Source organism: Pseudomonas sp. NFPP28 (genome assembly GCF_900115535.1).
In the GTDB taxonomy this organism is placed as follows: Bacteria; Pseudomonadota; Gammaproteobacteria; order Pseudomonadales; family Pseudomonadaceae; genus Aquipseudomonas; species Aquipseudomonas extremorientalis.
Map to the genome: position 1 here is coordinate 61,071 of NZ_FOWT01000011.1, position 20,176 is coordinate 81,246.

At 61.2% G+C, this 20,176-nt stretch carries 23 protein-coding genes and 1 pseudogene; 19 read left to right on the forward strand and 5 right to left on the reverse strand.

Features of this window, described 5'->3' with window-relative positions:
* Positions 1-48 precede the first annotated feature (48 nt).
* Complete coding sequence (locus BM110_RS26035; RefSeq protein ID WP_010565034.1) at positions 49-384, forward strand: hypothetical protein; 336 nt, start codon at positions 49-51, stop codon at positions 382-384.
* Between the two features lie 71 nt (positions 385-455).
* Positions 456-1,346: a pseudouridine synthase gene (locus tag BM110_RS26040; protein WP_093123258.1), complete on the forward strand. Its 891-nt coding sequence runs from the start codon at positions 456-458 to the stop codon at positions 1,344-1,346.
* Between the two features lie 55 nt (positions 1,347-1,401).
* On the opposite strand, the gene BM110_RS26045 is transcribed toward BM110_RS26040, so the two are convergent.
* Both BM110_RS26045 and mobA read right to left on the reverse strand, forming a co-directional pair.
* The gene (locus BM110_RS26045) at positions 1,402-1,623 is read right to left on the reverse strand and encodes a YgdI/YgdR family lipoprotein (protein WP_010211805.1); all 222 of its coding nucleotides are present in this window, start codon (positions 1,621-1,623) and stop codon (positions 1,402-1,404) included.
* 79 nt (positions 1,624-1,702) lie between these two features.
* The gene (mobA, locus tag BM110_RS26050; protein ID WP_093514411.1) at positions 1,703-2,305 is read right to left on the reverse strand and encodes a molybdenum cofactor guanylyltransferase MobA; all 603 of its coding nucleotides are present in this window, start codon (positions 2,303-2,305) and stop codon (positions 1,703-1,705) included.
* Positions 2,306-2,381: 76 nt separating this feature from the next.
* Between mobA and moaB the strand changes: the two genes are divergently transcribed.
* Positions 2,382-2,921: a molybdenum cofactor biosynthesis protein B gene (gene moaB, locus BM110_RS26055; protein ID WP_056857153.1), complete on the forward strand. Its 540-nt coding sequence runs from the start codon at positions 2,382-2,384 to the stop codon at positions 2,919-2,921.
* Entirely contained in the window at positions 2,905-4,131 is a 1,227-nt protein-coding gene (glp, locus tag BM110_RS26060) for a molybdopterin molybdotransferase MoeA (RefSeq protein ID WP_093514412.1), read from the forward strand. The genes moaB and glp overlap by 17 nt, the downstream gene beginning before the upstream one ends.
* A 58-nt stretch (positions 4,132-4,189) precedes the next feature.
* On the opposite strand, the gene BM110_RS26065 is transcribed toward glp, so the two are convergent.
* Together BM110_RS26065 and BM110_RS26070 are read right to left on the reverse strand one after the other, a co-directional pair.
* Complete coding sequence (locus BM110_RS26065; protein WP_093514413.1) at positions 4,190-4,519, reverse strand: EscU/YscU/HrcU family type III secretion system export apparatus switch protein; 330 nt, start codon at positions 4,517-4,519, stop codon at positions 4,190-4,192.
* A complete protein-coding gene (locus BM110_RS26070) occupies positions 4,516-6,093 on the reverse strand; it encodes a flagellar hook-length control protein FliK (protein ID WP_093514414.1) in 1,578 nt (525 codons plus the stop codon). Before BM110_RS26070 ends, BM110_RS26065 begins: the two co-directional genes overlap by 4 nt.
* Before the next feature lie 200 nt (positions 6,094-6,293).
* Here BM110_RS26070 and ccmA point away from each other — a divergent pair, with 200 nt between their 5' ends.
* The 11 genes from ccmA (at position 6,294) to phnN (ending at position 14,600) form a co-directional block, all read left to right on the forward strand.
* Entirely contained in the window at positions 6,294-6,929 is a 636-nt protein-coding gene (gene ccmA / locus BM110_RS26075; protein ID WP_092247756.1) for a cytochrome c biogenesis heme-transporting ATPase CcmA, read from the forward strand.
* Positions 6,926-7,594 carry a heme exporter protein CcmB gene (gene ccmB / locus BM110_RS26080; protein ID WP_092247759.1) on the forward strand — a complete coding sequence of 223 codons (669 nt, stop codon included), beginning with the start codon at positions 6,926-6,928 and terminating at the stop codon, positions 7,592-7,594. The genes ccmA and ccmB overlap by 4 nt, the downstream gene beginning before the upstream one ends.
* 83 nt (positions 7,595-7,677) lie before the next feature.
* Positions 7,678-8,433, forward strand: coding sequence for a heme ABC transporter permease (locus BM110_RS26085; protein WP_071488491.1), 756 nt, complete (start codon positions 7,678-7,680; stop codon positions 8,431-8,433).
* The gene (gene ccmD, locus BM110_RS26090) at positions 8,430-8,606 is read left to right on the forward strand and encodes a heme exporter protein CcmD (protein WP_061435869.1); all 177 of its coding nucleotides are present in this window, start codon (positions 8,430-8,432) and stop codon (positions 8,604-8,606) included. The genes BM110_RS26085 and ccmD overlap by 4 nt, the downstream gene beginning before the upstream one ends.
* Positions 8,603-9,058, forward strand: coding sequence for a cytochrome c maturation protein CcmE (gene ccmE, locus BM110_RS26095; RefSeq protein WP_092247762.1), 456 nt, complete (start codon positions 8,603-8,605; stop codon positions 9,056-9,058). Before ccmD ends, ccmE begins: the two co-directional genes overlap by 4 nt.
* A 3-nt stretch (positions 9,059-9,061) precedes the next feature.
* On the forward strand, positions 9,062-11,050 hold the full coding sequence (locus BM110_RS26100) for a heme lyase CcmF/NrfE family subunit (RefSeq protein WP_093123229.1): 1,989 nt from the start codon (positions 9,062-9,064) through the stop codon (positions 11,048-11,050).
* Positions 11,047-11,583, forward strand: a complete 537-nt coding sequence (locus BM110_RS26105; protein ID WP_071488488.1) for a DsbE family thiol:disulfide interchange protein — start codon at positions 11,047-11,049, stop codon at positions 11,581-11,583. The genes BM110_RS26100 and BM110_RS26105 overlap by 4 nt, the downstream gene beginning before the upstream one ends.
* On the forward strand, positions 11,580-12,053 hold the full coding sequence (locus BM110_RS26110; RefSeq protein WP_093514415.1) for a cytochrome c-type biogenesis protein: 474 nt from the start codon (positions 11,580-11,582) through the stop codon (positions 12,051-12,053). The genes BM110_RS26105 and BM110_RS26110 overlap by 4 nt, the downstream gene beginning before the upstream one ends.
* Complete coding sequence (gene ccmI, locus BM110_RS26115) at positions 12,046-13,230, forward strand: c-type cytochrome biogenesis protein CcmI (protein WP_092247768.1); 1,185 nt, start codon at positions 12,046-12,048, stop codon at positions 13,228-13,230. The genes BM110_RS26110 and ccmI overlap by 8 nt, the downstream gene beginning before the upstream one ends.
* Before the next feature lie 15 nt (positions 13,231-13,245).
* A complete protein-coding gene (locus tag BM110_RS26120; RefSeq protein ID WP_071488485.1) occupies positions 13,246-13,638 on the forward strand; it encodes a hypothetical protein in 393 nt (130 codons plus the stop codon).
* Positions 13,639-14,027: 389 nt separating this feature from the next.
* Positions 14,028-14,600, forward strand: a complete 573-nt coding sequence (gene phnN / locus BM110_RS26125) for a phosphonate metabolism protein/1,5-bisphosphokinase (PRPP-forming) PhnN (RefSeq protein ID WP_092247771.1) — start codon at positions 14,028-14,030, stop codon at positions 14,598-14,600.
* Between the two features lie 29 nt (positions 14,601-14,629).
* Here phnN and BM110_RS26130 read toward each other — a convergent pair whose 3' ends face one another.
* Complete coding sequence (locus BM110_RS26130) at positions 14,630-15,508, reverse strand: LysR family transcriptional regulator (RefSeq protein ID WP_092247774.1); 879 nt, start codon at positions 15,506-15,508, stop codon at positions 14,630-14,632.
* A 190-nt stretch (positions 15,509-15,698) separates the two neighbouring features.
* Here BM110_RS26130 and BM110_RS26135 point away from each other — a divergent pair.
* The 4 genes and pseudogenes from BM110_RS26135 to BM110_RS26150 form a co-directional block, all read left to right on the forward strand.
* Positions 15,699-15,878, forward strand: a pseudogene (locus tag BM110_RS26135) (type II toxin-antitoxin system HicA family toxin); the annotation flags it as partial.
* 20 nt (positions 15,879-15,898) lie between these two features.
* Positions 15,899-16,303, forward strand: a complete 405-nt coding sequence (locus BM110_RS26140) for a type II toxin-antitoxin system HicB family antitoxin (RefSeq protein ID WP_092247779.1) — start codon at positions 15,899-15,901, stop codon at positions 16,301-16,303.
* 373 nt (positions 16,304-16,676) lie between these two features.
* Positions 16,677-18,206, forward strand: a complete 1,530-nt coding sequence (locus tag BM110_RS26145) for a M10 family metallopeptidase C-terminal domain-containing protein (RefSeq protein WP_256575469.1) — start codon at positions 16,677-16,679, stop codon at positions 18,204-18,206.
* Between the two features lie 217 nt (positions 18,207-18,423).
* Positions 18,424-20,133, forward strand: a complete 1,710-nt coding sequence (locus BM110_RS26150; RefSeq protein ID WP_139220348.1) for a M10 family metallopeptidase C-terminal domain-containing protein — start codon at positions 18,424-18,426, stop codon at positions 20,131-20,133.
* Positions 20,134-20,176: the final 43 nt, after the last annotated feature.

A 20,176-nucleotide genomic window follows, 5' to 3' on the forward strand; every position in this document is an offset into this window, starting at 1 on the left:
TATTAAGTTACTGTATGTTTGTACAGCGATTGAGTAGAGGGAACGCCCGTGGTGAATGTTGAACAACTGAAAAGCAGCGTCAATCGCATGTCCGCCGATGTCGTGCGCGACGCGGTGAACGAGCTGCGCCTCGATGGCCTGGTCACAGAAGGCAAGACGCCTTTTAACAAGGTGCATTTCAATACCTGCTTTGCCGAGATCGAGGCGCTGTTCCAGCGTGCCGGTTACCACAAGCAATTGGATGTGGTGGGTTACCAGGGCTTGTTGTACGCGTTGTACGATCCAGGCCGCTGGGAAGCGGTGGACGTGCTGCGCTGGCTCAAGGAATTCACCGAGGCCGCCAGTGCCTCGCCGATTCTGCGGGCGGAGCTGGCCAAGGCTTGAGATCCGCCCTAGGCTCAAGCCCGCCCGATGCGGGATAATGCCCGCCGGTTTTCCCAGGCTTCGAGCATTTCATGTCCACTTCCGTTTTTATCGCCTCCGAGCACCAAGCCAGCACCCTGTATTTGCCGCCCGGTCCTTGGGCGACGGTGCTCGATTGCCTCTGCGAGCACTTCCCGGCGATCGGCCGTGGACAGTGGCTTGACCGCATCGCCCGTGGCAGGGTGCTGGACATCAACGGCAGCCCCATCAGGCTGGACTTGGTCTACAAGGAAGGCCTGTGCATCTATTACTTCCGCGAAGTGCCCAACGAGAAAGTCATCCCGGTGCAGGAAACCATCCTGTACGCCGACGAGCACTTGGTGGTCGCTGACAAACCGCACTTCCTGCCCGTGACCCCCGCCGGTGAATACGTCGAGCAAACGCTGCTGCGGCGCTTGATTCGCCAGTTGGATAACCCATCGCTGGTGCCCCTGCACCGCATCGACCGGCATACGGCGGGGCTGGTGCTGTTCTCGGCCAACCCGGCCAGCCGCTCGGCGTATCAGCAACTGTTTCCCACACGCCAGATCGACAAGTTCTACGAAGCCATCGCTCCGGCCCTGCCGAACCTGACGTTCCCCCTGGTGCATAAAAGCCGCCTTGTCGATGGCGAGCCGTTCTTTCGCATGCAGGAAGGGCCTGGCGCGAGTAACACCGAAACGGCGGTGGAAGTGCGCGAAAAAAACGGCGATCTATGGCGCTATGGCCTGTTTCCCGTAACCGGCAAGAAACACCAGTTGCGTGTGCACATGACCGCACTCGGTGCGAGTATCTGCAACGACCCGTTCTACCCGGACGTGATCAAGGACGCCGTGGACGATTACGCCAACCCCCTCAAACTGTTGGCCCAGGGCGTACGGTTTATCGACCCGGTCACAGGTGTCGAGCGCAACTTGCGCAGCCAGATCACCCTCGACTGGTAACTGCCAGAAACGACAAGGCCCGCGCGAGGCGGGCCTTGATGGCAAACGCTAAGACTTACAAGTCTTTGACGGTGCGAACCTGATCTTTGTTGATGCGGGTGCGCTTGCCGTCAAGCTGTTCGAATTCGTAGAAACCCGAATCTTCGTTGTATTTAGGGGTGTCGACGGCCTGGATTTCGCGACCGTCATTCAGGGTGATCACTGTCGGCGAGGCACAACCGGCGAGGGTGGCGAGGCCCAGTGCAAGCATGAGAGCGGCGATGGTCCGTTGAGTCATGAGTTTGTCTCCGAGATAATTCTTTTGAATAGCTGACCTTGTGACGCTCATGGCGTCGACAAAGTTCCAGGTGCGAGGTTCATTCTGACACGCCCGGGCGCGTCTGTAACAGCTCCGGCGTATTAAGGTTGGCCAGGCGCGGGTCATCCGCCGGGCACTCCAGGCCCACGCCGCCCAGTTGCAGGAAGAGCTTGCGCGGGCTGCGTTCACCGGCGTGCCAGGCGTTTTCCACCGCGTCCCGCAGGGCGGTGGGGAGGATGCAGATCAGGGGTTCCCAGAATTCACCATGGCGCACCATCACCGGCAGCAGCGGGTTGCGCCGTGCGGTCACACACAGGTCGTTGATCAGTCGTGCGTCGATATGCGGCACATCGCACGGCAATATCAGCAGGTGCATGTGATGTGCTGCCGCGAGTCCCGCGCGGATACCGGCAAGCGGGCCGGGAAAGTCCGGGCTGTCGTCGTTCACCAGTTGGTCGGCGTACGCGGCGTAGCGTTGCGGATTGCGGTTGCACGAGATGATCAGGTCATCCGTCAGCGGCCGCACCAGGCGCTGCAGATGGGCGATCAAGGGCTGGCCATGCCATTCCAGCAGGCCTTTGTCCTGGCCGCCCATACGCTGGCCACGCCCACCGGACAGCAGCAAGACCGAACAGGGGAGTGATGATGAATCGATAGGCATGGCGGTTCCGCAGCGGCAGTAAAAGGGGGGGCTGTGATATAACATCGGGCTGTTCCTTCGACAACCGGACCGTGCCATGAAAGCCAAGGCAGATGCGCCCTTCGTACCCCTGAATATCGCTGTATTGACCGTCAGCGACACCCGCACCCTCGACACCGATACCTCCGGCCAGGTCTTTGTCGACCGCCTCACCGCTGCCGGCCATAACCTGGCCGAACGCGTGCTGCTCAAGGACGACCTCTACAAGATCCGCGCCCAGGTCGCCCACTGGATCGCCGAAGACGTGGTGCAAGTCGTGCTGATCACCGGCGGCACCGGCTTTACCGGCCGTGACAGCACCCCCGAAGCCGTGAGCTGCCTGCTGGACAAGCAGGTCGATGGTTTTGGCGAACTGTTCCGCCAGATCTCCGTGGCGGACATCGGCACCTCTACGGTGCAGTCCCGCGCCCTGGCCGGCCTGGCCAATGGCACCCTGGTGTGCTGCCTTCCAGGTTCCACCAATGCCGTGCGCACCGGTTGGGACGGTATCCTCGCCGAGCAATTGGACAACCGTCACCGCCCATGCAACTTCGTCCCGCACCTGAAACAGGCCGAGCCTTGTGAATCCCGTGGGTAAGCCGGGCAAGACCGGCGCCCTGATGCCGGTGGAGGACGCGTTGGCGCAACTGCTGGCCATGGCCGAAGCCGCACCGATCCGCGAGCAGGAAACCTTGCCCCTTGCGCACTGCGACGGGCGTGTATTGGCCTTGGACCTGGTCTCCACCCTCGACCTGCCACCCTGGCCGAACAGCGCCATGGACGGCTATGCCGTGCGTCTGTCGGACTGGACCGGCGAGCCCCTGGTGGTCAGTCAGCGCATCTTCGCAGGCCAGGCGCCGCAACCCTTGGCTGCGGGCACCTGCGCGCGCATCTTTACCGGCGCCCCGGTACCCGAAGGCGCCGACTGCGTGGAGATGCAGGAAAACGCTGTGGTCCATGCCGACGAGCGCGTGAGCTTCACCGAACCCCTGCACCTCGACCAGAACATCCGTCCACAAGGCCAGGAAACCACTGCAGGCGAGCTGGTTTTGTCGGCAGGTACGCGCCTGGGTCCGATTGAACTCGGACTTGCCGCCTCCCTGGGTCGTGACCGCCTGGACGTGGTGCGCCGCCCGCGTGTGGCGGTGCTGTCCACCGGTGACGAATTGATCGAGCCGGGCCTGCCACTGGGGCCGGGACAGATCTACAACAGCAATCGGCGGGTGCTGTGCTCGTGGTTGACCCGTATTGGCTGTGAAGTGATCGACGCCGGCATCCTGCCCGACGACCTTGAGCAAACCCGTACGCGCCTGGGCGACCTGGGCAGTGTCGACCTGATCCTGTCGACCGGCGGCGTGTCGGTGGGCGAGGCGGATTTCCTCGGCATTGCCCTGCGCGAAGAGGGCGAACTGGCCCTGTGGAAACTGGCGATCAAACCGGGCAAGCCGCTGACGTTCGGGCATTTTCGTGGCGTGCCGGTGATCGGCCTGCCAGGCAATCCGGCGTCGACGCTGGTGACCTTTGCGCTGTTGGCCCGGCCTTATCTGCTGCGCCGCCAAGGTGTGCAGGATGTCGAGCCGTTGCGTTTCGAAGTACCGGTGGGCTTCACCTGGCCTAAACCTGGCAACCGTCGCGAGTACCTGCGTGGTCGCATCGAACAGGGCAAGGCGATCATCTACCGCAACCAGAGCTCCGGTGTGCTGCGCAGCGCGGCGTGGGCGGAGGGGTTTGTCGAGGTGTTGGAAGGCACGACGCTGGCGATCGGCGATCGGGTCAACTTCATCCCGCTCAGTGAAGTCCTGAACTGACCCAATCCAAATGTGGGAGGGGGGCAAGCCCCCTCCCACATTTGGATCTTCATATGCCTCAGTAATCGTCGCCGCGTTCGGTGATGTCGCGCTCCACCTGCCCCGCATCCGGGTCATACCCCACCGGGAACTTGCCCTTCAACGTCCAGGCAAACGCAATGATCTCGGCAATCGTGCGGTACAGCTCCTCGGGAATACTGTCGCCCAGCTCCATCCGTGCCAGCAGCTTGACCAGTTCGGCGTTTTCGTAGATCGGTACTTCATTTTCCCGCGCCAGCTTCAGGATTGCTTCGGCCAGGGCGTCATCGCCCTTGGCCGTCAGCGTGGGTGCCTGCTGGCCGTCGTACTTGAGGGCAATCGCCTGGCGCGGCGGTGTCGGGTTCTTCATGCGGTTTCATCCACCCAGCGTTGTTCCAGTCCGGTTTTCGGCCCGCGCGGTGGGGTGCCGAGGTGGCAGTCGAGGTCGCCGACGTTGATGCCCGAGGTCACCAGGCGTTCGCGCAGGGTGCCCAGGTGGCTTTCGATCAGGCTGGCGGTGAAGGGGCGGGAGGCCCACAGCTGGCTGGAGAGTTTGCCCTGGCTCAATTGTGCCTGGACCTGCAATGGCCCGAGCGGCTCCATGTCGAAAGCCAGTTCGACGCGCCAGAGCATCTGCTTGGCGTCCTTTTTCTCCTTGCGTTCGGGCTGGTCCTTGTCCGGTGCCGGTTCTTCGCGCTGGAACTTGACCTGCAACGGCACGATGTCCTGCAACGTGCGCATGGGGATTTCCAGTTGCCAGGTGGTTTGCAAGCGGCCGTCGGCAGTCGTGCCGGTCTGTTCCAGGCTCGACAGCTGATGGCTTTGCAGGCGTGAGATGGCTCCGGCGGCCAGGCGCAGCAGGTTTTCCAGGTCGCCTTCGCCTTCCAGTTTCGCCATCAGCCGTTCGGGCAGCGGGAAGCTGGCAGGTATCTGGCGGGCGCTGACTTGGCCGAGGGTATTCAAAGGGCTGCGCACGAAGTTGGGCAGCGCCTGGGCCAGGGTGTTGGCGGCGAGGATCGCTGTCATGTTGGTGCTGGCGGGCAGGGCGGGCAACAGGTCCGCGACCAGGCGCAGCAACGCACCCTTCATGTCCAACGGCGGAATTTGCGGGTTCTGCCCGGCGAGCAGCTTGGCTTCAAGGAAGGCGCCGCTGTTCTGGATGACTTGCGCCAGTACCTTGGGGTTACTGACCTGCGCCAGGTCCGGCAGGGCGGCCAGCAGGCGGTCGGCGGCGGCGCGCAGGTCGGCGGAAGTACTGTCGCCGCGTGGCAGGTTTTGCAGGGCGGTGACGACTGCATCCAGCGAGCCCTGGCGACTCTGTTGGGTCGACAGTTGCTGGCTGACGGCCAGTTGATCCTTGAGCCCGCTCAGCGGCACAAAGCTCAGGGTCTGCGCGTTCTGCACCACGGCGCTGAGCAGGCTGCCGACGCGCAGGGGCTGAGGGCTTTCCACGGTCAGGGTCGCGCCCGCCAGGGCGTTGTTGAGCACAGTGACCAGCGAGCGGTAGATCGCCGGCTGCGCCGTGCCCTGGGGCAGCATCTGGGTGGTCAGCACCTTGGCCTGCAACAGCGTGCCTACCGGCATCTGGTTTGTGTCAATACGGGTGAGGGCGGCGACATTGGCGCTCAAGGCCTGCTGCAGGCTGAGGGTCAGGTTGCCCGCAGTCGTCTGGCTCACTGCCACATTGCTGCCCAGCGGCAGTGGTTGGGGGCTGCTGGCCTGTACCAGGGTCTGGCGGCCGCCTTCCAGGGTCAATTTGAGCAGCAACTGGAAGGCTTCCCCGCCTTGTTTCAGGGCGATGACTTCAGCGTTCGCGGTTTTGCCAGGGTCGATCAGGCCGATCTGCGGCTCCAGCAGTTTCAGCAGCTCGCCGGCCGCGGGTGCGGGGCCAGGCCCGGCTGTCGGGGCGGGTGCAAGCGTAGGAAGGTTGATCTCACCGGTCATCGCGCGCGTCGTCTCTGGGGAAATTGCCCTCTTTAGAGTAGGGCATCACATGTATAATGCCGCCCGTCTGCAACGAGAGCGGTAAAAACCTCACAACTATTTGATCCAGCTCTCTAAAATCGGTCGCCAAAGCCGTTATTGTGCATTTCTCTTTAACGGCCGCTGCACCGCCGACTTGAACCGTAAAGGCCCGCGATCTTTTGACCAGCCCTCTTCTTGAAGCCGTAGCGCTTGCCTGTGAACGCGACCTGCGCCTGCTGTTCGAGCACCTCGAACTGCGGCTCAAGGGCGGCGACATGGTGCAGATCAGCGGCCCCAACGGCAGCGGCAAGACCAGTTTGCTGCGCCTGCTGGCCGGGCTGATGCAGCCGACCGCCGGTGAGGTTCGACTCAACGGCAAGCCCCTCAACGAACAACGCAGCGAACTTGCCCGCAACCTGGTGTGGATCGGCCACGCCGCCGGCATCAAGGACGTACTGACCGCCGAGGAAAACCTCAGTTGGCTCAGCGCCCTGCATCATCCCGCTTCCCGCGATGCCATCTGGCAGGCCCTGGCCGCTGTCGGCCTCAAGGGGTTCGAGGACGTTCCCTGTCACACCTTGTCCGCCGGCCAGCAGCGCCGCGTGGCCCTGGCGCGTTTGTATCTGCCCGGCCCGCCGCTGTGGATTCTCGACGAACCCTTCACCGCCCTCGATAAACAGGGCGTCGCCCAGTTGGAAGAGCACCTGGCCCGGCATTGCGAGCAGGGCGGTCTGGTCGTTCTCACCACTCATCACACCCTTAATCGCGTGCCCGCCGGTTATCGTGACTTGGACCTGGGGCGGTGGTCGCTATGAGCGTATTCGGCCTGTTGGTTGCCCGCGAAGCACGCTTGCTCTGCCGTCGCCCCGCCGAACTGGCCAATCCGCTGGTGTTCTTCGCGATTGTCATCGCGCTGTTCCCGCTGGCGGTTGGCCCCGAGACTAAACTGTTGCAAACCTTGTCCCCAGGACTGGTGTGGGTGGCCGCGCTTTTATCGGTCCTGCTCTCGCTGGACGGGCTGTTTCGCAGTGATTTCGAAGACGGTTCCCTGGAACAGTGGGTCCTTTCGTCGCACCCCCTGCCACTTCTGGTTCTGGCCAAGGTACTGGCACACTGGGCTTTTTCCGGCCTCGCGCTAGTCTTGCTCTCGCCGCTGCTGGCGATGATGCTCGGGTTGCCCACCGAATGCCTGCCGATCCTGCTGCTGAGCCTGTTGCTCGGTACGCCGGTGCTCAGCCTGTTGGGCGCGGTAGGCGCGGCATTGACCGTGGGTTTGAAGCGGGGCGGCCTGCTGCTGGCCCTGTTGATTCTGCCTTTGTACATCCCGGTATTGATCCTGGGCAGCGGTGCCTTGCAAGCCGCGCTCATGGGCATGCCAGCGACCGGTTACCTGTTGTGGCTGGGTAGCCTGACCGCCCTGGCGGTCACCCTGACACCCTTTGCTATAGCGGCCGGCCTGAAGATCAGCGTCGGCGAATAATGAGGTCTGGTTAAGCGTTGTCTTAACCAGTAAAGACCCTAAGCTTTTCGCAACGACGAAAAGCAACCGTGATGGAAACAGCAATGAACTGGACCTGGTTTCACAAGCTCGGCTCGCCCAAATGGTTCTATGGCATCAGCGGCAAGCTGTTGCCGTGGTTGAGCGTAGCCGCCGTGTTGCTGATCGGCATCGGCCTGGTCTGGGGCCTGGCCTTCGCGCCGCCGGATTACCAGCAAGGCAACAGCTTTCGCATCATTTATATCCACGTACCTGCCGCGATGCTGGCCCAGTCCTGCTACGTGATGCTGGCGGTGTGCGGCATCGTCGGCCTGGTGTGGAAGATGAAGCTCGCGGATGTGGCCCTGCAATGCGCCGCGCCCATCGGCGCCTGGATGACCGCCGTGGCGCTGGTCACCGGCGCGATCTGGGGCAAGCCCACCTGGGGCTCGTGGTGGGTGTGGGATGCGCGACTAACGTCCATGTTGATCCTGCTGTTCCTGTACTTCGGTCTGATTGCCCTGGGCAACGCGATCAGCAATCGTGACAGCGCCGCCAAGGCTTGCGCGGTGCTGGCGATTGTCGGCGTGATCAACATCCCGATCATCAAATACTCGGTGGAGTGGTGGAACACCCTGCACCAGGGCGCCACCTTCACCCTCACCGAAAAACCGGCGATGCCGGTAGAGATGTGGGCGCCGCTGCTATTGATGGTGCTGGGGTTCTACTGCTTCTTCGGCGCCGTGCTGCTGCTGCGCATGCGCCTCGAAGTGCTCAAGCGTGAAGCCCGTACCAGTTGGGTCAAGGCCGAAGTGCAAAGCAGCCTGGGAGCGCGTGGATGAGTTTTGCTTCTTTCAGCGAGTTTCTCGCCATGGGCCATCACGGCCTGTACGTCTGGACCGCCTATGGCATCTGCCTGGCGGTGCTGGCCCTCAACGTCGCCGCGCCGATCCTGGCCCGCAAGCGTTACCTGCAACAAGAGGCGCGTCGTCTGCGCCGGGAGACCGAAAAGTGAATCCGCTGCGTAGAAAGCGTCTGTTGATCATCCTTGCCATCCTGGTGGGCGTCGGCATTGCCGTGGGCCTTGCCTTGAGCGCCTTGCAACAGAACATCAACCTGTTCTACACCCCGACTCAGATCGCCAACGGCGAAGCGCCGGTGGACACGCGGATTCGCGCCGGCGGCATGGTGGAGAAGGGCTCGCTGAAACGCTCTGCCGACTCCCTCGACGTCACCTTCGTGGTCACCGACTTCAATAAAGCCGTGACCATCACCTACCGCGGCATCCTCCCGGACCTGTTCCGCGAAGGCCAGGGCATCGTCGCCCTGGGCAAGCTCAACGCGGATGGTGTAGTGGTGGCTGATGAAGTGCTGGCCAAGCACGATGAGAAATACATGCCGCCGGAAGTCACCAAGGCGTTGAAAGACAGCGGCCAGTCGGCTCCAACACCTGCCAAGGAGGGCTAAGCCATGACGTCCGCACTGTTTATTCCGGAGTTGGGCCAGTTGGCGATGATCCTCGCGCTGTGCTTTGCCATCGTCCAGGCCGTGGTGCCGTTGCTCGGTGCCTGGCGTGGCGACCGTTTGTGGATGAGCCTGGCGCAGCCGGCGGCCTGGGGCCAGTTTGCTTTCCTGCTGTTCGCGTTTGGCTGCCTGACCTATGCCTTCATGACCGACGACTTTTCCGTCGCCTATGTGGCCAACAACTCCAACAGCGCGTTGCCCTGGTACTTCAAGTTCAGCGCCGTGTGGGGCGCCCACGAAGGCTCGCTGCTGCTGTGGGCGCTGATCCTCGGCGGCTGGACCTTTGCCGTGTCGGTGTTCTCGCGCCAACTGCCGCAAGTGATGCTGGCCCGGGTGCTGGCGGTGATGGGCATGATCAGCATCGGCTTCCTGTTGTTCCTGATCATGACCTCCAACCCGTTCAGCCGCATCCTGCCGCAGATCCCGGCGGACGGGCATGACCTCAACCCTTTGCTGCAAGACATCGGCCTGATCGTGCACCCGCCGATGCTCTACATGGGCTACGTGGGTTTCTCCGTGGCTTTTGCCTTCGCCATTGCCGCCTTGCTGGGTGGGCGCCTCGATGCGGCCTGGGCGCGCTGGTCGCGGCCCTGGACCATCGTCGCCTGGGCGTTCCTCGGGATCGGCATCACCCTGGGTTCGTGGTGGGCTTACTACGAACTCGGCTGGGGCGGTTGGTGGTTCTGGGACCCGGTGGAAAACGCCTCCTTCATGCCATGGCTGGTGGGTACGGCGCTGATTCACTCGCTGGCCGTCACCGAGAAGCGTGGCGTGTTCAAGAGCTGGACCGTGTTGTTGGCCATCGCCGCGTTTTCCCTCAGCCTGCTCGGCACCTTCCTCGTGCGTTCGGGGGTGCTGACGTCGGTGCATGCGTTTGCGTCCGACCCGGAGCGCGGCGTGTTCATCCTGATCTTCCTGCTGTTTGTGGTCGGCGGCTCCCTGACCCTGTTCGCCCTGCGCGCCCCGGTGGTCAAGAGCCAGGTCGGCTTCAACCTATGGTCGCGGGAAACCCTGCTGCTGGGCAATAACCTGGTGCTGGTGGTGGCCGCGTCGATGATCCTGCTCGGCACCTTGTATCCGCTGGTGCTGGATGCCCTGAGTGGCGCCAAATTGTCGGTCGGCCCGCCGTACTTCAACGCATTGTTCATCCCACTGATGGGCCTGCTGATGGTGGTAATGGCGGTCGGCGTGCTGGTGCGCTGGAAAGACACCCCGGTCAAATGGCTGGCCGGCATGCTGATGCCGGTTCTGCTGGGCAGTGTGGCCCTGGCGGTGATCGCCGGGGTTGCCTACGGCGACTTCAACTGGGCGGTGCTCGCCACCTTCCTGCTCGCCGCCTGGGTGTTGCTGGCCGGCGTGCGCGATATCTTCGACAAAACCCGTCACAAAGGCCTGATCAAGGGCCTGCCAACCCTGACCCGCAGCTACTGGGGCATGCAGGTCGCCCACATCGGCATCGCCGTGTGCGCCCTCGGTGTGGTGCTGTCCAGCCAGAACAGCGCTGAACGCGACCTGCGCCTGGCGCCGGGCGAGTCCATGGACCTGGCCGGTTACCACTTCATCTTCGAAGGCGCCAGGCACTTCGAAGGGCCGAACTTCACCTCCGACAAAGGCACCGTGCGCGTCGTGCGCAACGGCAAGGAGGTGGCGGTGCTGCACCCGGAAAAACGCCTGTACACCGTGCAGAGCTCGATGATGACCGAAGCCGGGATTGACGCAGGTTTCACCCGTGACCTCTACGTCGCATTGGGTGAACCGCTGGGCGACGGCGCCTGGGCCGTGCGGGTGCATGTGAAGCCGTTTGTGCGCTGGATCTGGTTCGGCGGTTTGCTCACGGGCTTTGGTGGTTTGCTCGCCGCGCTGGACCGGCGTTATCGGGTCAAAGTGAAAAGCCGGGTGCGTGAAGCTCTCGGCCTGCAAGGAGCGGCGGCATGAAGCGTTGGTTGATGGTGGTACCGCTGGCGATGTTTCTGGTGGTGGCGGTATTCCTGTATCGCGGGCTGTACCTGGACCCGGCCGAGCTGCCTTCGGCGATGATCGGCAAACAGTTCCCGGCGTTCAGCCTGCCGACCGTGCAGGGCGACAAGACCCTGACCCAGGCCGACCTGCTGGGCAAACCGGCGCTGGTCAACGTGTGGGGCACCTGGTGCATCTCCTGCCGCGTCGAACACCCGGTGCTGAACAAGCTGGCCGAGAAGGGCGTGGTGATCTACGGCATCAACTACAAGGACGACAATGCCGCCGCCTTGAAATGGCTGGCGGAGTTCCATAACCCGTACCAGTTGGATATCCGCGATGAAGACGGCAACCTCGGTCTGAACCTCGGTGTTTACGGCGCTCCGGAAACCTTCTTTATCGATGCCAAGGGCGTGATCCGCGACAAGTACGTCGGCGTGATCGACGAGGTGGTCTGGCGCGAGCAACTGGCCGCCAAGTACCAGGCCTTGGTCGATGAGGCCAAGCCATGAAGCGTCTGTTAGCTGCTGCGGTCCTGGCGCTCGGATTGGCCGGTGTGGCCCACGCCGCCATCGACACCTACGAATTCGCCAACGACGCCGAGCGCGAGCGTTTTCGCGACCTGACCAAGGAACTGCGCTGCCCCAAGTGCCAGAACCAGGACATCGCCGACTCCAACGCGCCGATTGCCGCCGACCTGCGCAAAGAGATTTTCCGCATGCTGGGGGAGGGCAAGGACAACCAGCAGATCATCGATTTCATGGTCGACCGCTACGGTGATTTCGTGCGCTACAAACCGGCCCTCACCGGCAAGACCGCGCTGCTCTGGTTCGGCCCTGCCGGGCTGTTGCTGGCCGGCGTTGTCGTAATGGCCGTGATCGTGCGCCGCCGCCGCGCCACGCCAACCGATGGTTCCGACGCGCTGTCCCTGGATGAGCGTAAACGCCTCGACCAATTGCTGGACACCAAGACTGATGATTGATTTCTGGCTCGCAGCCGGCCTGCTGCTTCTGATTGCCCTGAGTTTCCTGTTGATCCCTGTCCTGCGCGGTCGCCGTGCCCAACGTGAAGAGGACCGCACCGCGCTGAACGTGGCGCTGTACCAGGAACGCGTCGCCGAGCTGCAAGTGCAGCAGGACGAAGGCGTATTGAATCCTGCGCAACTCGACACCGGCCGCGCCGAAGCTGCCCGCGAATTGCTGGCCGATACCGAAGGCGTGGAAAAGCCCCGTGAGTCGCGCCTGGGCAAGCCGCTGCCCTTGTTGGCGGCGTTTCTGGTGCCGGTCCTTGGCGTTGCCCTGTACTTGCACTATGGGGCCAGCGACAAGGTCGAACTGACCCGCGAATTCTCCCAGCCGCCGGTGTCCATGGAAGACATGACCCAGCGCCTGGAGCGGGCCGCCGCTGCCCAGCCTGATTCGGCGGAAGGCCTGTACTTCCTCGGTCGCGCCTACATGGCCCAGGACCGCTCCGCCGATGCCGCTAAAGTCTTCGAGCGCACCGTGGCCCTGGCCGGGCGTCAACCGGAGTTGCTCGGCCAGTGGGCCCAGGCGCAGTACTTTGCCGACAACAAACAGTGGTCGCCCAAGGTCCAGGCCCTGACCGACGAAGCCTTGAAGCTCGATCCGAAGGAAGTCACCAGCCTCGGCCTGCTGGGTATCGCCGCCTTTGAAGGTCAGCGTTATCAAGAGGCGATCGACTACTGGAATCGATTGCTGGCCCAACTGCCACCGCAAGACAACTCCCGCGCCGCCCTGCAAGGCGGTATCGACCGCGCGGCCGAGAAGCTCAAGGAAAGCGGCGGCACGGTTGCGCAAAAGACCGTGATGAAAGTCCGCGTGGACCTGTCCGCCGAGGCGAAGGCCAAAGCCCTGCCCACCGACAGCGTGTTCATCTTCGCTCGCGCCGTCAGTGGCCCGCCGGCCCCCTTGGCGGCCAAGCGCGTCACTGTCGCCGAACTGCCGATCACCGTCGAACTGGGCGATGCCGACGCGATGATGCCGCAATTGAAACTGTCCAACTTCCCCGAAGTCCAACTGGTTGCGCGCATATCCCGGGCCGGTCAGCCGACCACTGGCGAGTGGATCGGCCGCAGCCAACCCCTGGCCAGCAGTACCACTGCCTTGCAGCAGCTGACCATCGACAGTCCGGACCAGTAAATCGAGGAAACGCCCATGACCGCATTTGCACGCATCACCCTGCTCAGCCTGGTATTGGGCCTGAGCGCTTGTGCGGTCCACCGCCCACCTCCGGCACCTACCGGCCCGACCATTCCACCGTCCCCGTCGACCCAACCGAGCACCAAACCGTCCGGCCCGGTGACCCCGCCGCCGAAGCCCGTGCCGACCAAGTCGCCGACGTTTGCGCCACCTCCAGGCGCTGCCAGCCACTGGGACGGCAAGATGCAGGTGTATGTACTGGACGACCAGCCCGACACCTTCTATCGCCAGCGCACGTATTACCGCTGGAGCAACGGCTGGAGCCGCTCGATCAGCCCGAACGGGCCGTGGGAAGACACCGATGTGCAGGGTGTGCCGCCGGGGTTGAGCAAGCAGTACGCGCAATGACAAAAGGCGACCTATTACACAGGTCGCCTTTTTTTGCGCTTTGAAATCCGCTCTTTCAAACACTGGAGATCAAAGAAAGGTGGGAGGGGGCTTGCCCCCGATGGAAAGAATGCGGCACCCCACTACGCCTGAGGCGGCGAAGGGCTGCCAGACGCTGAACATGAAAGTGTCGAGGGGGGGCGCCGAACGTGGTGCGCGACGCGTCGCTCTCCGGTAATGTGACTGCCTCCGGGCTGGCGGCCGGGGGCTTGCTGGATATACTTAGCGGCAGGGCTGAAGGACCGTGGCGAGACTGCCCTCGGCCCGCGCGAAGACCGGGTCCAGGCCCGCAGCCGCGAAGGGTCGCCTGTAGCGCAATACGTATGACGACAAGCGAAGAGGGTGTTCTGATGCCAGGCAGGTTGATCTATCTCATCGGGCCTTCGGGCTCGGGCAAGGACAGCCTGCTGGATGCCGCACGCCCACGTTTAGCCGAGCGCGGCTGCCGCATTGTACGCCGCGTGATCACTCGCTCGCCGGAGTCGGTGGGCGAAGCGGCGCAAGGGGTGAGCCCGGAGCGGTTTGCGCAGATGCAGGCCGAGGGTGCGTTTGCCCTCAGTTGGCAGGCGAATGGCTTGTCCTACGGCATTCCCAGGGTGATTGACGACTGGCTGGCAGCGGGGGACGACGTACTGGTCAACGGCTCCCGTGCACACCTGGCGCAGACCCGCGAGCGCTATCCGACGTCGCTGGTGTTGCTGTTGACGGTGGACCAGGCCGTGTTGCGCCAACGCTTGATCGCACGGGGCCGTGAGGCGTTGGCGGATATCGAAGCGCGCCTGGCACGCAATGCGCGGTTCACCGCCGAGCTGATCGCCGGTAATGGCGCGGGGTTGTTCGTGCTGGATAACTCCGGGCCGCTGGACCACACGGTCGAGCGCCTGCTGTGCTGCCTCGACCACGGGCATTCGGCATGCGCTTGACCTCGCGCTGCACCGGCCTACGGATGGCGCTAGGTCATTAACCCTTCAACATAGCTGATAAACGCCTTGGCCTTGGCACTCGGCATCCGACCCGTCGGCAATACCGCCCAGAGATCCTTGGGAGGCAGTTCCCAATCGGTCAACACAGCTTTCACCTCCCCCCTGGCCAATTCCGGCGAGAACATCCATTCGGACGTCATCGCCAGGCCATGGTGGGCGAGTACGCCTGCGCGCAAGCCTTCGGAAGAGGTGACACGCAAGCGCCCGCGAGCGGCAATGGTGTGTTCGTGTGGGCCTTGTTTGAACGACCAGAGCGGGCTTTCCCCGAGGCTGTAGATCACGGCCTGGTGGTTGAGGATATCCGCCGGGCTTTGTGGCTCGCCGAAACGTTCGAAGTAGGCCGGTGTACCGAACACCCGGCTCGGGCTTTGGCCAAGCCGGCGAGCAGTGAGGCCGGAATCGCTCAGGTTGCCGATACGCAGAGCAACGTCGATGCCGTCTTCAACCAGGTTGAGGAGGCGGTCGTCAAGCAACACGTCGATGTTCAGGCCGGGGTGTTGGTCCAGGAACGGTCCCAGGTTGGGAATGATCCGCATGCGGGAGAACGTCACGCCGGCGCTGACCCGCAGGTTGCCCGTCAAGCCAGCGCCTGCGCCACGGGCGGCCTCGTCAGCTTCGTCGGCTTCGAAAATGGCGCTCTTGGCTTTCTCGAAAAATGCCAGGCCTGCCTCGGTAGGGGTCAGGCCCCTGGTCGAGCGCAGTAACAACCGCACGGCCAGGCGGGCTTCCAACTGCGCGATGCTTTTGGAAACGGCGGGCTGGCCTACGCCCAGTCGTTTGGCGGCGGCCGAGAAGGAGCCGGTCTCGACGACGTGAACGAAGGTTTCCATGGCAGTGAGACGGTCCATCGGATGTTCCTGTTGACTGGGCGGCGCTCAAGCCTAAGGCGCTGGGCTAGCGGTGTCATGCGTTTCCCGTGGGGAGCCGTTGAGTTTTCAATATTCGGTAAAACAGCCGTCAGTCAGACATGCGCATTTTGTGCTTGAGTAAAGATAACTCTAGAGTTACTTTTATTCGGACCAAGCCAAGGAGGCTGGGGTGCAAAGCAGGCTATTGATCAAGGAACTGCAAGAGGCGGGTTGGGTATTGGATCGGGTAACGGGCAGTCATCACATTTTTATCCATCGTTATAGCCCGTACACAATCCCGGTACCCCACCCCAAGAAGGACCTGCCACTGGGCACCCTCAGAAGCATCAGGAAACGCGCCGGGCTGTTTGATTTTCAAGGAGAGCATTCATGCAATACCCAATCTGTATCGAATGGGGCGATGACTTCACCGCCACCGGTATCCAGATCCCCGATATCCCCGGTGCAGTCACCGCCGGGGACAGTTTTGAAGAGGCCTACAAAGCCGCCGTGGAAGTTGCGCACATCATGCTGCAAGAGATCGCCGCAGAAGGTGGGACGATTCCGATGCCAACGTCGGTCGCCCGTTATCATGCCCATGAGGACTACGCCGGGATGGGCTGGGGCATGTTGGAGTTGGACGTCACGCCCTACCTGGGTAAGACCGAGAAGGTCAATGTGACCCTGCCCGGTTATGTCATCCAGCGCATCGACCGCTATGTGCGGGAGCACAAGGTCAAAAGCCGCTCGTCATTCCTGGCGGACGCGGCGTTGGAAAAACTGGTGCGATCCTAGGGCTATCAGGCGGTGTCAGGGTTGGAAGCGTGCGTTGTCGGATGAGCACGGTTTTTCTGCCCGCCTTTTTTCAGGCATGTTTGAGTGAGTTTCCTCATGTTTTAAATTAAGATTTTGATTAAGTTAAAGGGGTGTTTTACAAGATTTTTGCCTAGAAAAATCAACTTCATAGTGTTGTTGGTATGTCGGGAATAGTCGGCTGTTAACTGATTTTGTGTGTTTACTTTACAGGTGTGTTCATTAAGTATTGTTGAAAAGAACTCGCGCTGGTGAAGAAGTCGTCAATTTGAGAATTTAATGGGCTGCCAATGGACTGGTCAGCGTTGATATTTCTCATACATGGACGAATGGCTGTTCACTGTTCAGAGTATTCATGATCATGCACTTTCCTGTCCGACAAACTTCACAGCAACCCCCTGTTCACTCGTCGCATTCCCTTTTGTCTGCGTTCGATAACGGCGCCTCGTACTGGACCAGCAAAAAGAGGTCGCTCAGCACCGCGCAGGCAGCGAAACATATCACTCGAGGTAACTTCAAGTTTCATGATCGAGATCGAGACAATAAAGTCGTGGTGGGCTTTAGTTTTTCCGGCGTCTTTACTGCGGCCCAGAAAGAGCGCGCCAGGCAGGCATTGAAGGCTTATGCCGATGTCGCCAACATTTCCTTTGTTGAAAACGGTGCCCAGGTCGATGGCTCTATCGTCATCAGAGGCATGCCAGGCTCCTGGTCGGGCCACGGAGAATTTCCCAACCGATACCAATCGAACGTAACGGCGAAAGTTGGGACGGCAGGCGCGGGCGCCAATCCTGGAGTGGGCAGTCATTTCATGTTCCTGTTGGCCCATGAGTTGGGGCACACCCTGGGCCTGCAACATCCGGGCGGTTACGACGGCGGTGGCACTTACGAGGCCAATGCCGATTATACGCAGGACACCAAGGCCCGCAGTGTCATGAGCTATTGGTCGGAGCGCAAGCAACCGGGTCATGACTTCAACGAACAACAACCCGCAGCGCCCATGATGGACGATATCGCGGCGCTCCAGCGCTCATACGGGGCGAATACGCGCACCCGTGCCACCGATACCGTGTATGGGTTCAACTCCAACACCGATCGTGCGCACTACAGCCTCAAGAGCGCCCGCGACAAGCCCGTCTTCTGCGTCTGGGATGGTGGAGGCGAGGACACCCTGGATTTTTCCGGCTTTGGCAATAAACAAAACATCAACCTCAATGCCGAGGCGTTTTCCGATGTGGGGGGGCTGCGGGGTAATGTGTCGATCGCCAAGGGCGTGATCGTTGAGAACGCTATTGGGGGCTCCAACAGCGATGTGTTGACGGGTAACAGCGCCAATAACCGCTTGAAAGGGGCTGGCGGCAGCGACACGCTGCGCGGCGGTGCCGGCGCCGACACCTTTGTATACGACCGCGTCAGCGACTCAACGCCCCAGGCTCCCGACTTTATTCAGGACTTCACCAGCGGTAGCGACAAAATCGACGTGGCCGGCGTACTGCGCGAGGCGGGGCTCACGTCGCTGAACTTCACGGATAGCTTCAGTGGTCGTGCCGGCGACGCGGTGCTCAGGCATGACACGGCAACCGGGCGCTCCACACTGGCGGTGGATACCACGGGAGATGGCACGGCAGATCTGTTGATCAGCAGCCAAGGCCAAATCAAACAGGAAGATGTGATCTGGAGCGGTGAGAGAGAGGTCGTGGCGGTGACGTCCACTCCAGCCACTGACCCCGAGCCGGAGCCTGAACAGGATCCTGTGCTTGACTCGACTTCAGAGCCGGATCCGCTTCCAACGCCCGGGCCCACACCCTGGTTTGGATCGCGGGTGGGCAAACAGATCGTTTCAGGGGTCTCGCGCTTCGCGAACTGGATATTCAGCTGGTTCCGGTGAACGCTTGGAAACTGTTGTCAATTGCAAGTATTGGAGTGTGAGTTTTTATAGGTTTGTTTATGGCGCATGCACGGCGTTTCAGTTGGTATGACTCACGTACTTGCTTGGCGTACTTCTCTGTGCGATTTTGCTTGTGTGTTCATGGTTTGTTTGTTTGCAAGTAATTGGTGTGAGTATTAGTTGTTGTTTCCTTTTTTAAAAGTCTAGCGAGTTGCTCATGAAGATATCAAATGTTTCCCCTGTTGCGAGCAGTAGCAGGATTATGGGTTCTGACAATTTAAAAACAGATGGTCATCTCACTTCATACACGACGGATCAAGCGGCGAAACATCTCACGCGAGGCGGTTACAAATGGCGAGATCGGAATAACGACGGGAAAATAGATCTTTCGTATACCTTGGATTCCAGATTCACCCCTCACCAGAAATCGCGGATCAAGGAGGGGCTTCGGTCGTGGGCGGAGGTGACCAACCTGTCGTTCAAGGAAAATGCCAAGGGGGCCGATGCCTCCCTCCGTATCTCACCCTTAGCGGGCGATACAGGGGGAGAAGCGAGTCTGCCCAATAGCTTTTCGATCGGTACGGTCGACATCGGCACTCAGGGGGCTGATGGAAAGCTGGAACACGGGACTTTGTTTGATAAGGTAACAGTCCATGAAATTGGCCATTCCATCGGTCTTGAGCATCCCCACGACGACGGTCCGGCTTACCGAGAGGACTCAACCACCTACACCGCCATGAGCTACCACGATTCATCCTTTGGCGATTATCCTTACGGCGGCAAAAAAATCGCGGCCCCCATGATGCACGATATCGCCGCTGCGCAGAGGTTGTACGGGGCGAACACCCACACCCGAAAAACCAACACGGTCTACGGCTTCAACTCCAACACCGGTCGAGATTTCTACAGCCTGAAGAGCGCCAAGGACAAACCTGTTTTTTGCGTCTGGGATGCAGGTGGAACCGATACCCTGGACTTTTCCGGTTTCCGCCAGAAACAGAAAATCAATCTGAATGCTGAGTCCTTTTCGGATGTTGGCGGCCTGAAAAACAACGTCTCCATCGCCAAGGGCGTCACGTTGGAAAATGCGGTGGGTGGTTTCAGTGATGACAGCCTGATCGGTAACCCTATCGGCAACCGCCTCAAGGGCGGTGGCGGGGCGGACAAGCTCGAGGGCGGCGGCGGTGCGGATACGTTTGTCTATGACAGCATCGCAGACTCCACGCCTGAGTCCCCTGATTTGATCATGGATTTTGCCAGCGGTACTGACAGAGTCGACATCTCCACGCTATTGAAGCGCGCTGCTGTGAAGGTCCTCTACATTGTTGACCGATTCAGCGGGCGTGCGGGCGAGGCGGTATTGAGCCACGACGCGAGCAACGGGCAGGGACGCCTGGCGCTTGACCTGACAGGTAATGGGAAGCCTGATTTTCTGGTGAGCTGTAACGGGAAAATCCACTACAAGGATTTGATGGTCAACCCTGAACCTCCCACCTCAATTGAACCAGAGCCCGATTTGACGACAGCTCCGGAACCAGAGCCCAGCCCGCCGAGGACTAAAAGAGAGAACGCAGCAAAAGAGCAGGGGGGCGGCAAAACGCACTCTTACAGTTCGGCTTCTGAATCGAACTGCCAAAAGGTCGACACCTTGGAGGATTTCACCAGTGGCAAGGATAAAATCGATTTATCCAGGATGCTTGAAAAGTCGGGTGTTTCGCTGACACAGGTAGACAGGTTCACGGGAAAGGCCGGTGAGGCATTCATCATGAAATCAGACTGTGATGGCCTGTACTGGGTAGCCGTTGACCTGGACGGGGACAAATGCAGTGATTTTGTCGTCAATAGCCCTAACGTGATAAGCGCCGCAGACGTGGTGGGTATGAAGGTGAACCAGGCCTACGATCAGCAGTTATCCCGACGTAACTGATGGTCTTGCAAAAGGCGCGTCGCCGTTTGAAACGGCATCCAGT

Bases quoted from the DNA above. Each gene is read 5' to 3' on its own strand.
- BM110_RS26040 (WP_093123258.1), top strand. From the start codon at position 456: ATGTCCACTTCCGTTTTTATCGCCTCCGAGCACCAAGCCAGCACCCTG.
- BM110_RS26045 (WP_010211805.1), bottom strand. From the start codon at position 1,623: ATGACTCAACGGACCATCGCCGCTCTCATGCTTGCACTGGGCCTCGCC.
- mobA (WP_093514411.1), bottom strand. From the start codon at position 2,305: ATGCCTATCGATTCATCATCACTCCCCTGTTCGGTCTTGCTGCTGTCC.
- moaB (WP_056857153.1), top strand. From the start codon at position 2,382: ATGAAAGCCAAGGCAGATGCGCCCTTCGTACCCCTGAATATCGCTGTA.
- BM110_RS26065 (WP_093514413.1), bottom strand. From the start codon at position 4,519: ATGAAGAACCCGACACCGCCGCGCCAGGCGATTGCCCTCAAGTACGAC.
- BM110_RS26070 (WP_093514414.1), bottom strand. From the start codon at position 6,093: ATGACCGGTGAGATCAACCTTCCTACGCTTGCACCCGCCCCGACAGCC.
- ccmB (WP_092247759.1), top strand. From the start codon at position 6,926: ATGAGCGTATTCGGCCTGTTGGTTGCCCGCGAAGCACGCTTGCTCTGC.
- BM110_RS26085 (WP_071488491.1), top strand. From the start codon at position 7,678: ATGAACTGGACCTGGTTTCACAAGCTCGGCTCGCCCAAATGGTTCTAT.
- ccmD (WP_061435869.1), top strand. From the start codon at position 8,430: ATGAGTTTTGCTTCTTTCAGCGAGTTTCTCGCCATGGGCCATCACGGC.
- BM110_RS26100 (WP_093123229.1), top strand. From the start codon at position 9,062: ATGACGTCCGCACTGTTTATTCCGGAGTTGGGCCAGTTGGCGATGATC.
- BM110_RS26105 (WP_071488488.1), top strand. From the start codon at position 11,047: ATGAAGCGTTGGTTGATGGTGGTACCGCTGGCGATGTTTCTGGTGGTG.
- BM110_RS26110 (WP_093514415.1), top strand. From the start codon at position 11,580: ATGAAGCGTCTGTTAGCTGCTGCGGTCCTGGCGCTCGGATTGGCCGGT.
- ccmI (WP_092247768.1), top strand. From the start codon at position 12,046: ATGATTGATTTCTGGCTCGCAGCCGGCCTGCTGCTTCTGATTGCCCTG.
- BM110_RS26120 (WP_071488485.1), top strand. From the start codon at position 13,246: ATGACCGCATTTGCACGCATCACCCTGCTCAGCCTGGTATTGGGCCTG.
- phnN (WP_092247771.1), top strand. From the start codon at position 14,028: ATGCCAGGCAGGTTGATCTATCTCATCGGGCCTTCGGGCTCGGGCAAG.
- BM110_RS26130 (WP_092247774.1), bottom strand. From the start codon at position 15,508: ATGGACCGTCTCACTGCCATGGAAACCTTCGTTCACGTCGTCGAGACC.
- BM110_RS26140 (WP_092247779.1), top strand. From the start codon at position 15,899: ATGCAATACCCAATCTGTATCGAATGGGGCGATGACTTCACCGCCACC.
- BM110_RS26145 (WP_256575469.1), top strand. From the start codon at position 16,677: ATGATCATGCACTTTCCTGTCCGACAAACTTCACAGCAACCCCCTGTT.
- BM110_RS26150 (WP_139220348.1), top strand. From the start codon at position 18,424: ATGAAGATATCAAATGTTTCCCCTGTTGCGAGCAGTAGCAGGATTATG.